The organism is Streptomyces sp. NPDC029956 (assembly GCF_055574655.1).
The window spans coordinates 50,507-61,639 of the sequence record NZ_JBVHZJ010000041.1 but is presented as its reverse complement, the minus strand read 5'-3'; the positions used below and the strand labels follow the sequence as shown (position 1 = coordinate 61,639).

Annotated in this window: 7 protein-coding genes and 1 pseudogene; 7 read left to right on the top strand and 1 reads right to left on the bottom strand. The window is 70.2% G+C overall.

Going from position 1 to position 11,133, the window contains the following annotated elements; translation table 11 throughout:
* Window positions 1-109: 109 nt before the first annotated feature.
* The 7 genes from ACZ4XX_RS27935 (at window position 110) to ACZ4XX_RS27905 (ending at window position 9,901) form a co-directional block, all read left to right on the top strand.
* Window positions 110-1,333, top strand: coding sequence for a C39 family peptidase (locus ACZ4XX_RS27935; protein ID WP_468510629.1), 1,224 nt, complete (start codon window positions 110-112; stop codon window positions 1,331-1,333).
* Between the two features lie 494 nt (window positions 1,334-1,827).
* On the top strand, window positions 1,828-3,870 hold the full coding sequence (locus ACZ4XX_RS27930; protein ID WP_468510628.1) for a S9 family peptidase: 2,043 nt from the start codon (window positions 1,828-1,830) through the stop codon (window positions 3,868-3,870).
* The gene (locus tag ACZ4XX_RS27925; RefSeq protein ID WP_468510627.1) at window positions 3,867-4,829 is read left to right on the top strand and encodes a S66 peptidase family protein; all 963 of its coding nucleotides are present in this window, start codon (window positions 3,867-3,869) and stop codon (window positions 4,827-4,829) included. The genes ACZ4XX_RS27930 and ACZ4XX_RS27925 overlap by 4 nt, the downstream gene beginning before the upstream one ends.
* Window positions 4,826-5,689 carry a M55 family metallopeptidase gene (locus tag ACZ4XX_RS27920; RefSeq protein ID WP_468510626.1) on the top strand — a complete coding sequence of 288 codons (864 nt, stop codon included), beginning with the start codon at window positions 4,826-4,828 and terminating at the stop codon, window positions 5,687-5,689. The genes ACZ4XX_RS27925 and ACZ4XX_RS27920 overlap by 4 nt, the downstream gene beginning before the upstream one ends.
* Window positions 5,690-5,748: 59 nt before the next feature.
* Window positions 5,749-7,089 carry a M20/M25/M40 family metallo-hydrolase gene (locus tag ACZ4XX_RS27915; RefSeq protein WP_468510639.1) on the top strand — a complete coding sequence of 447 codons (1,341 nt, stop codon included), beginning with the start codon at window positions 5,749-5,751 and terminating at the stop codon, window positions 7,087-7,089.
* 26 nt (window positions 7,090-7,115) lie between these two features.
* Window positions 7,116-8,420, top strand: a complete 1,305-nt coding sequence (gene lysA, locus ACZ4XX_RS27910; protein ID WP_468510625.1) for a diaminopimelate decarboxylase — start codon at window positions 7,116-7,118, stop codon at window positions 8,418-8,420.
* 149 nt (window positions 8,421-8,569) lie between these two features.
* On the top strand, window positions 8,570-9,901 hold the full coding sequence (locus ACZ4XX_RS27905) for a type III PLP-dependent enzyme domain-containing protein (protein ID WP_468510624.1): 1,332 nt from the start codon (window positions 8,570-8,572) through the stop codon (window positions 9,899-9,901).
* A gap of 868 nt (window positions 9,902-10,769) precedes the next feature.
* On the opposite strand, the pseudogene ACZ4XX_RS27900 reads toward ACZ4XX_RS27905, so the two are convergent.
* Window positions 10,770-11,129, bottom strand: a pseudogene (locus tag ACZ4XX_RS27900) (N-6 DNA methylase); the annotation flags it as partial.
* Between the last annotated feature and the right edge of the window lie 4 nt (window positions 11,130-11,133).

Sequence of the window (11,133 nt, the reverse complement as noted above, 5' to 3'; positions counted from 1 at the left end):
ACCCCCTCCCCCCCCCCCCCACCCCCCCCCCCCCCCCCCTCCCCCCCCCCCCCCCCCCCCCCCCCCCCCCGGGGCCGTACCGGAGCTACGAGAGAGCGGCAGGAAGACCGTGACAGGCGAGAACCGTGGGCGAGGGAACGACCCGTTCGTTCCGCAGGCGGTGCTGCATCGCTGGTCGGAAGCCCACCACTTCGCCGACGCCACCTTCCGAGGCACGGAGTGGTCGGACGGGGCCTTGCGCCTGGAGTCCGTCGAAGGCGATGAGACCTTCGTGGACCAGCACGGCCACGCCGCCCTCGAATGGGACTACGCGACCTGCTCGACCGGCTGGCGTGAACTGCCCTTTCCCGCCGAGGAGCTCATTCCCTCGTGGACGGCGCTCACGCCTGCCGGCACCCGGCTGACGGTGAGACTCCGGGTACGCGACGCGGAGGGAGACGCCTCTCCCTGGTACGTCATGGCGCACTGGGCGTCGGACGACGAGGTGGTGCACCGCACCACCGTGCCCGGCCAGACGGGCCTCTTCGGAACGGCGGACGTCGACGTGTTCGTGGCGGCTCCCGGCCGGCCCGTCCTCGCCTACGAACTCGAGGTCCGGCTCGCGCGTACCCGGGGCATCCCGGAGAGCCCCGTCGTGCGGGCCCTGTACCTCGCCGCCTCGTCGACGCCCCCCGGCCACCGGCGAGCGGTGAGCGGCCCCGCCGGGGCCTGGGGCAAGGTCCTCGACGTCCCGTGCCGTTCCCAGGAACTGCACACCGGACACAGTCCGCAATGGGACGGAGGCGGAGAAGCGTGGTCGGCCCCGACCTGCACCGCGATGCTCGTCGAGTACTTCGGGCACGGCCCGGGCGACGGGGAGACGGCATGGATCGACCCTGCGGACACCGCACCCCAGGTCGACTTCACCGCCCGCGCGGTCTACGACTACGCCTACAAGGGGTGTGGCAACTGGGCCTTCAACGCCGCCTATCCCGCCCGCTACGGATTCGGCGGAATGGTCACGCGCCTGCGCTCGCTGAGCGAGCTCGAACGCTTCATCTGCGCGGGCATACCGGTTGCGACGGCCCAGAACTTCCGTCTCGGCGAACTCGCGGGCGCGGGGTACTCGCCGGCCGGAAGCATCAAGATCGTCTGTGGCTTCACCGCCGAGGGAGACGTGGTGGTCAACGACCCGCTGTCGGCCACCGACGAAGAGGTGCGAAGGGTCTACCCGCGCGGCGAGTTCGAACGCGTATGGCTGTCGGCGTCCGGCGGCGGGGGAGTGGTCTACCTCGTACACCCGCTCGATCTGCCCCTCCCTGCCAACGTCCCCGGTCTCGACCCCAACTGGTAGCGCGGAGAGGGCCATCGCCTCCCTCGCCTCCCAGGACCGACGAAATGTCGTGTCCCACTTCCCGGAGTGGGACCTCTTGTTGATCGCCGGAGCCCGTGGTGCCTCTCTAACGTGTACGTCATGAGAACGGCTCCGCCACACGGCCGCAGTTCACGGGACGAGAACGTCCACACCTGTTCGCCGCCGCAGGGCGCCCCGGCACCGCGCCCCTGAGATGCGTATTCCCCATCCGGTTCGCCCCGTGCGCGTCATCTCGCGAAACGACTCCGCAGACGCACGGCACCGCGGCTTGAAGCCGTCCTACAGCGCCCTCCCCGCACGCGTGCTCTCTCGTGCGTCGCAGACGGACCAGCGGCGAGGCACCAGGCCCGTACTCCGCTCCGAGACGACGCACACACACCGCAGCCCGGCCCGGACCGTGCTCGATCCCGGCCAGGGCCCTCCGTGACGATCTTCCCGATGCCCCCTCGCATGGGCACAAGGCGGTAACCCCTGTGAATCACTCCTCCGCAGCCCGGATCACGCCCACCGCGTTCCGGGCCTGGGCCTCCGACATCAGCGCTGCGGCCGTCGCCCGCCAGGACGGCACGCCGGGGTGGGTCTCCCTGGTCGGCGACGAAGTGTGGTGGGACGAACCGAGACCGCACGAGGCCGGCCGCCGGTGCGTCGTACGGGCGAAACCGGACGGCACGGTCGAGGACGCCCTCCCGCCCGGATTCGACGCCCGCAACGGCCTTCACGAGTACGGCGGCCGCGCCTGGCGCCCCACCGGTGACGGTCTGGTCTTCACCCACTGGCGCGACCGGCGTCTCTACGTCCACCACCCGGACGGTCGCGATGCGCCCAGACCCCTGACGTCCGCGCGCGGGAACGTCACCTACGGCGACCTCTATCTGCCTCCGTCGCGCGACGAGGTGTGGGCCGTCCGCGAGACGCGCCGCGACGGGGTGCGCGACGTCGAACGTGCCGTCGTGGCCGTGTCCCTCAGCACGGGCACCGAACGGACGATCGCCGCGACCCATCACTTCATGACGTGCCCCCGGCTGTCCCCGGACGGCCTTCACCTGTCCTGGATCGGATGGAACCATCCGAACATGCCGTGGGACGGCACGGAGCTGTGCGTCGCACCGCTGGAGGACGACGGGACCGCCGGCGTCCACAGCGTCCGAGCCGGCGGCCCCAGGGAGTCCGTTGCTCAGGCCGAATGGAGGGACACCCGGAACCTCTGGGCGGTCACCGACCCCGACGGCTGGTGGAATCTGCACATCGTGCCCGCCCACGAAGGCCCCGCGCGGGCCGTCGCCGCCGCCGAGGAGGAGTTCGGCGGTGCTCTGTGGAAACCGGGCGCCTCATGGTTCGCCCCGCTTCCCGACGGCCGGGCCGTAGCCGTCCACGGAACGGGTGCGGGGCGACGGATCTCCCTCGTGGACCCCGATGCCGGGCCCGGGCTCCCCGCACTCACCGATCTCGACCTGCCCTACACCGACTTCGTCCAGAGCATCGACGCCGACGCGAGCCGCCTGGCCACCGCCGGAGCCAACACGGTTCTCCCCTACAGCGTCTTCACCGCGGCCCTCCCCCGTGCCGGTGCCGCGGACGGCCAGGACGCACGAGTCGTCTCCTCCCCGTCGAATCCGTCCGTCGCCCCCGCCTGGCTGCCGCGTCCCACGGCCAGGACCTTCCACCGTGATGCGAGGAGGCCGACGAACGGCGACCCCGCGAGCAACCACTCCCCGGTGCACGCCCACACGTACCCTCCCACCCATCCCCTTCACACGACGCCGGACGGACAACGCCCGCCCTGGGTGATCTTCGTGCACGGTGGTCCCACCGGCGACCACCCGATGGTGCGCGACCTGGAGATCGCCTACTTCACCAGCCGTGGCATCGGCGTCGCGACCGTCGACTACGGAGGGTCCGTCGGATACGGCCGGGCCTACCGGGAGCGGCTGTACGGCGCCTGGGGCGTCGTCGACGTCCAGGACTGTGTGACCGTCGCACAAGCCCTGGTGGGCGAAGGACTCGCCGATCCCGGTCGGCTGGCGATCCGGGGAGGAAGCGCGGGCGGCTGGACCGCGCTCGCCGCGCTCACGCACACGGACACCTTCGCCGGTGCGGTGTCCTTCTACGGCATCACCGACCCCCTCACCTGGGCGGCCACCACCCATGACTTCGAGTCCCACTACCTGGACGGACTGATCGGCCCCCTGCCGCAGAGTGCCGAGCTGTACGAACAGCGCTCCCCGGTCCTCGCGGCAGGAAATGCCAGCGGCCCCGCCCTGCTGCTCCACGGCCTCGAGGACGCCATCGTGGATCCCGCGCAGTCCTCCGCCATGGCCCGGGCCCTGCAAGCGGCCGGCATACCCTACGAGCACGCGGAGTTCCCGGGAGAGCGGCACGGCTGGCGGCGTGCCGAGACGATCCGGGCGGCCCTCGACGCCGAGATCCGTTTCTACGAGCGGATCTTCGCCTCTCCCCGCCCCGGTACGGGCACGAGCGGACCCGTCGGTTCCCCGGCCCCTGCGAAGCGGTCATGACGGCCGGCACCGCGTCGCGCGTCGCCGCGGAAGGGGCCCCGGAGCCGTACCGCACGTACCCTCCGCTCCTCCGGCGGGGCGACACCGTCGCCGTCGTCGCCCCCGCCGGGCCGGTGGAGGTACCCGAGACGACCGCGGCCCGGGATCTGCTGGAGAGCTGGGGCCTCAGGGTGCGCACCACTCCCCGGCTCCTCGCCACCCACCGTGGCTACCTCGCCGGCACCGACGACGAACGCCTCGAAGACCTCACCGAGGCATGGCTCGATCCCGAGGTCCGAGCGGTCGTGTGCGCACGGGGCGGATACGGGACCCAGCGCATCGCGGACCGCCTCGACTACCGGCGCCTCGCGACCGCGGGTCCCAAGTTCCTCGTCGGTTCCAGTGACATCACGTGCCTTCATCACGCACTCGGCGAGCGGCTCGGCCTGGTGACGCTTCACGGCCCCATGCCCGCCTGCCGGCCGGTCCACGAAGACAGGTCCACCGCCGAAGGTCTGCACGCGGCCCTCTTCGGGCCGTTGCCGCGCTCGCTTCCCCTCACCGGCCCCGTCCTGGTCCCGGGACAGGCCGAGGGGCCCCTCGCCGGAGGAAACCTCACCATGCTCGCCTCATCGGTCGGAACCCCCGACGCACCCGATACGGAAGGCCGCATTCTCGTGCTCGAGGACGTCGGTGAGGACCCCTATCGCCTGGACCGGGCGCTGACCCAACTCAGACGCGCCGGTGTCCTGGGGCGCGCGGTCGGTGTCGTCCTCGGCGATTTCACCGACTGCGGCCCCCCGGACCAGGTGGAGGCTCTCCTGCGTGACCGCCTGTCAGACCTTGGTGTCCCCGTGGCGGCGGGACTGCCCGCCGGTCACGGAAGGCGTCAGCTGACCGTCCCCCTCGGTGCGGGCGCGGTGCTCGAGACGGCCCTGCGCCGCATCACCCTCCCCCTGCGGGAAAGGACCCCACAGTGACGCGTGTTCTCATCTCCGCGGACATGGAGGGCGTCACCGGCGTCACGTGCCCCGACGACGTCGAACCCGGCACCGCTTCCTGGGAGCGCATGCGCCCGCTTCTCACCGGCGACGTCAACGCCGTCGTCGACGGGCTCCTCGCCGGCGGCGCGAGCGAAGTCCTGGTCAACGACGCCCACTACACGCAGCGCAACCTGCTCCTGGAGACCCTCGACCCCCGTGCGCGCCTGCTCACCGGCCGTCATAAACCGCTGGGCATGATGGAGGGGATCGCCCTGGCCGACGCGGTCGTCCTCCTCGGCTATCACACGGGCGCCGGAGAGCAGGGAGTCCTGTCCCACACCTATCTCGGAACCGGGCTGACCGCGTTCAGGATCGACGGCGAGCCGGCCGACGAAGGCCGCATGAACGCTCTGATCGCCGAGGAGCACGGTGTACCCGTCGTTCTCGTGACCGGTGACGACCTCACCTGCGAGGCCGCCGGAGCCTGGGCCCCCGAGGCTCGCGTCGTGGCGGTGAAGGAGTGCGTCAGCCGGTACGCCGCCATCTGTCTTCCTCCCGCGCGAAGTGCCGAGCTGCTGCGTGCGCAGGCCAAGAAGGCCGTGCGCCGGCATCGCGTCCGGAGCGAGCACCCGGACTCAGGGACACCGCACGTGCGCGGCGGTCCCGCACGATTCCACCGCTTCGAACTCGACTTCCACGCGCCCCATCTGGCCGCGGCGGTACTCGCCGTTCCGACCGTCGAACCCAACGGCCCGCGAGGCATCGCCTTCACGGCACCCGACGCGACCACGGCGGCCAGAACCTTCAAGGTGTGCACCTCCGTCGCGGGCGCCGCGATGGAAGACCACTTCGACTGACCACCGACGCCTCCCTTCTCTTCCCCTCCCCGTCCCGACCTTCCGTGGAGAACCTCGTGATCCCCGCTCCACCGCACGGCCTGCACGACGGCTACACGACCGACGTCGCCGAACTGTGCTCGGACCTTCTGCGCATCGACTCCACCAACGAAGGGGACGGAACAGGACCCGGCGAGCGGCAGGCCGCCGAGTACGTCGCCGAAGCCCTGGAACAGGCCGGTGTCTCCACCACCCTCACCGAACCGAGACATCGCCGCACCAGTGTCCTCGCCCGGGTCGCGGGGCAGGACCCCCGTCTCCCTCCCCTGCTCGTGCACGGGCACCTCGACGCGGTGCCCGCCGAACCCGGTGAGTGGGCACTCCACCCCCTTTCCGGAGACCTCCGCCACGGCTGCCTGTGGGGACGCGGCGCGGTCGACATGAAAGGGACCGTCGCCATGACCCTCTCCCTCGTGCGCGCCTGGGCCCGCACAGGGCACCGGCCCCGCCGCGACCTGGTCCTCGCCTTCCTCGCGGACGAAGAGGCGACCGGAGAACACGGATCCCGGCACGTCGTGAGGGAGCACAGGGACCACTTCGCCGACGTGCAGGAGGCGATCAGCGAGTCCGGCGGCTTCTCGATCACCACGAGGCCGACGCATGCCGGCCCGGATGCGCGCGTGTACCCCATCGCCGTCGGAGAGCGCGGCACCGCGTGGATGCGGCTCACCGCACAGGGCACGGCAGGGCACGGCTCGGGCCCCGGAGAGGACAACGCCGTGGCAGAACTCGTCCACGCCCTCTCGCGACTCACCGCCCACCGATGGCCCACCAGTTTCACTCCGGCCGTCCGCACCCTGCTGGACGCCCTCGACCGAACGCTCGGGTTCCGGATCGACCGCACCCGGCTGGAGGAAGAGGCGGGCCGCCTCGGACAGCTGGGAGAGCTGTTCGACTGCACCCTCCGCAACACGGCCAATCCCACCGTCCTGAAAGCCGGCCGCAAGGTCAACGTCATCCCCTCACGCGCCCACGCGGAAGTCGACGGCAGATTCCTTCCCGGCGCACAGGACGCCTTCCTGGAGACCGTCGACCGGCTCCTCGGCCCGAAGGTGACAAGAGAGTTCATCAACTGCGAAGAGGCGGTCGGGGCCGACCATGAGGGGCCTGCCTTCGCCGCGATGGCCGAAGCGCTCCGCAGCCAGGACCCCCATGCGCATCCAGTGCCGTTCATCCAGTCCGGAGGCACCGACGCCAAGGCCTTCGCGAGGATCGGGATCAGCACCTACGGGTTCACGCCCCTCCTGCTCGACCCCCACCTGCACTACTTCGGCATGTTCCACGGAGTGGACGAGCGGGTGCCGCTGACCGGCCTCGACTTCGGCGTCCGCGTACTTCACCGGTTCCTGACCACCTACTGAAATGCCAGTTCGAAGGGCGAACCACCATGCACGTTCCTCATCACCTGTGGCCCGCCACGACCACGAGCGGCACCGAAGGCCTGAAGATCGGCGGCGTGCTCCTGAGCGACCTCGCCGGGGAGTTCGGCACCCCCGCCTTCATTCTCGACGAGGAGGACTTCCGAAGGCGCTGCCGGTCCTGGCGTGACGCCTTCACCGGTCACGACGTCTTCTACGCCGGCAAGGCGTTCCTCTGTCACCAGGTCGCCGGGTGGCTCAGGGAAGAGGGCCTGGGAATCGACGTGTGCTCCGCCGGTGAGCTGCGCACGGCCCGGCGTGCGGGGGTCCCGGGGGCCGCCGTGATCTTCCACGGCAACAACAAGTCGACTGCCGAACTCGCCGAGGCCGTCACCTACGGCGTCTCGCTGATCGTCATCGACTCCGTCGACGAGATGGCGAGGCTGTCGGCCGTCGCAGCACAGCACGGCGTGCGCCAGCAGGTCCTCATCCGGGTGACGCCGGGCGTGGAGGCACACACGCACGCGTACGTCACCACCGGCACCGACGACCAGAAGTTCGGCTTCTCGCTGTCCACCGGAAGCGCCCACCGCGCGATATCCCAGGTCCTGAGGACGCCCGGTCTGGAACTCGTGGGCCTGCACAGCCATCTCGGCTCGCAGATCCTGCGCCCCGACGTCTTCGAGGAGGCCGCCGACCGGCTCGTCGGCCTGATGGCCGACACCGCACGCACCCACGGAGTGCTGCTGCGGCGACTCGACCTGGGAGGAGGGCTGGGCATCGCCTACCTTCCCGACGACAGGCCCCTGGACGTGTGTGACCTCGCCCCTGTCGTCATGGACCGGGTCCGCAAGGCGTGTGCCGAGGCCGGAATCCCCATGCCGAGGCTGGCCGTCGAGCCCGGGCGGGCGATCGCGGGGCCCACCACGGTGACGCTCTACACCGTGGGCACGATCAAGCGCCAGCCCGGACTGCGGACGTGGGTGTCCGTCGACGGCGGTCTGAGCGACAACATGCGTCCCGCCCTGTACGACGCCTCCTACACGGCTTCCCGCGCAAACCGGACCACGACGGGGAGCGCCGTCGAGACGGTCACCGTCTGCGGCCGGCACTGCGAGTCCGGGGACATCGTCGTGGACTCCGCGCGACTGCCGGCCGATCTCGTCATCGGGGATCTCCTCGCCGTTCCCGCGTCCGGTGCCTACCACCGCTCCATGGCCAACAACTACAACTGCCAGCCTCGTCCGCCCGTCGTCGCCGTGCGCGACGGCACGGCACGCGTCGTCGTACGGAGGGAGACGATCGACGACGTACTGCGACTGGACGTCGAGTGACCGGCCTCCGGCGCACGCCGTTTCGGAACGGCCTCGCACGGCAGGACGAGGAACCCGGGAACCTCCGACCGGAGCGCGTCAGGGGGACGCCCCCCTGTCCGCCCACCTGGTGATCGGCGCCGCACCCGAGGGAAGCGAGGGAAAGACACATGCTGCACCAAGAGAAGCTCCGGGCCGCACTCGGACGGGCGACGCGCGCAGGCGTCCTGGGCCAGGACCAACCGGTCGCCGGCTTCATCGACGTCCAGGGCGTCCGTGACAGCGTCACCGCACTCCACGAGGCTTTCGCCCATGTGCCGGCCGTCCTGCACGCCTTCGCGGTCAAGGCGTGTCCACTCGTTCCGGTGCTGAGGCTCCTCGCGGACGCCGGAATGGGCTGCGAGGTGGCGAGCCCGGGGGAGACCCGGCTGGCGCTGGCCGCGGGGTTCGCACCCGAGCACATCGTCCTGGACTCCCCGGCCAAGACCCGCGCCGAGATCCGGGAGGCGCTCACCTTGGGAATCGCGCTGAACGCGGACAACCTCGCCGAACTCGACCGCATCGACGCCCTGCGTCCCGACGGTTCCCGGTCCGTCATCGGCCTTCGCGTCAACCCGCAGGTCGGGGGCGGCACCATCGCGGCGATGAGCACGGCGACGCCGCACTCCAAGTTCGGGGTCGCCCTGGACGACCCCGGAGCCCGCGCACGCGTACGCGAAGCCTTCCGGCAGCGCCCCTGGCTCACCCGCCTCCATGCCCACGTCGGCTCGCAGGGTTGCCCGCTGCCCCTGATCGCGACGGGCCTCGCCGCGCTGCACCGGCTTGCCGAGGAGATCGACGAGTACGTGGGCAGGCGTCAGATCACCAGCCTGGACCTGGGGGGAGGGCTGCCGGTCAACTTCTCCGACGACACGGTCACGCCGACGTACCAGGACTACGTCCAGGCCCTCACCGACACCGAACCGGCCCTGCTGGACGGCCGCTACGAGGTGGTCACGGAGTTCGGCCGCTCGCTGCTCGCCAAGAACGGCTTCACCGCGGCGGTGGTCGAGTACGTCAAGGAGTCGGGCGGCCGGAGGATCGCACTCACCCACGCCGGAGCGCAGGTGGCCGTCCGTACCGTGTTCATGCCCGATGCCTGGCCGGTGAGGATCACCGCCCATGGGCCGGACGGCCTGCCGAAGACGACTCCCGTGGTGCCGCAGGACATCGCGGGCCCGCTCTGTTTCGCCGGGGACGTGGTGGCACACGCACGCCTGCTGCCGGAACTCTCGGAAGGCGACCTGGTGGTGCTGCACGACACGGGCGCCTATTACTTCTCCGCTCCCTGGGCGTACAACAGCCTGCCGAGGCCGGGGGTGTACGGGGTTCTCCACCGCGACGGAGACGTCCTGCTCGCCCCGGTAAGGACGCCGCAGACGGTGGCCGAGCTGGTGGAGGAGAGCGGCGCGCCTCATACGGAGGCGTTGCTGACGGGGTTCGGCTCACCCGGCTCCTCATGACAGGCCGCGTGCCGTCCCTGCTGGCTTCAGCCGCCGCCCCGGCGACCCGCGCGTGAGCGTTACCGGTCCTGGACGGGAGTTCAGGAGCGACTCGTCGCCGCGGGTCTCCCCCGAGCGGCGCCGTGCCTACCCGACATGTCGCAACCGGACCGTGGCGCTGGCGTGGTCGCCCTGCGGCAGGCCGGCAGCGGAAGGCCAAAGGCCGTCAGGGCCGCCCCGGATCACTCCGTATCGGTGTCCTCGCTCCGGTACCGGGCTGCCGTCCGTGCACGCTTCAATGCGCATACCGAGGGGGAGCGCTGCGTAGGCTGGTGAAGTCGTCGTGGTGGGGTTCGGGCGAGTGGGCATGCCCTTCCGCCAGCACCTGATGATGAGATAGGAAAGCCAGCAATTGGTCAGCATGAGTCCTGAAAAACCTGAGGGCAGCTGACCGAATATGCGAATCGTTGTACGCTCCGAAGACCGCCCTTGACCTGAACACGCAGGCAGGGAGCAGACATATCTGGAGTTTCCGCATGCTTCGCATCATGTTCAAGTCCAAGATCTGACATCTGGAGGTTTCCGCAGGTCAGCTTCGTGACGTCGGATGCTTGGTCAGCAATTGGTCAGCATCAGCCCCTTAGCTTGTTCCGGGCCCATGCTTGCCGGCGTTCGTTCATGTCGTGTTTCTGGCGACCCTTCGCTGCGCAGACGCGGTGTTTGATCACGAACTTAGGACGCGTCCGATGCGGTCATGGGACGTCGGCCTCCGCCACATCTCACGCGCCGTCCTCGATTCCGCACATGTCCGCGCTGAACGGGAGCGAACTCACAGGTCCGAGTTCCGTAGAACGGGATAAGTAAACAGTCCCAGGCTCGGTGGAGCGGGTCAGGTGGTCAGCCCGCCTGCCGCGAGCCGATCACTCATGTCGCTCGCCAACCCCTTGCCCGAAATGTCGGCTGCAGTGAGTAGCGCTTCGAAGGCCCTGAGGTGGCGGAACGTCTCTGCATATGCCATTTGCTTCTCCAAGGGAAGCTGGAGCACCTGGAGGCGCCTGATGTCGACCCTGGACGAACTGGAAGCGTGGGTGCCTGCCTGGCGGCCGTTCGTCGGCGCGTAGAGACAGCCGGCGAGGAAGTGGGCTTCCAGCCGCTCCGGATCCACCCGCAGGATGTAGAGCTGAGGGCCCAGGGCCATCGGCGGTCCTTCGTGGACCCACGCCTTGAAGGCTCGAGCCACTCCGGCGACGCGC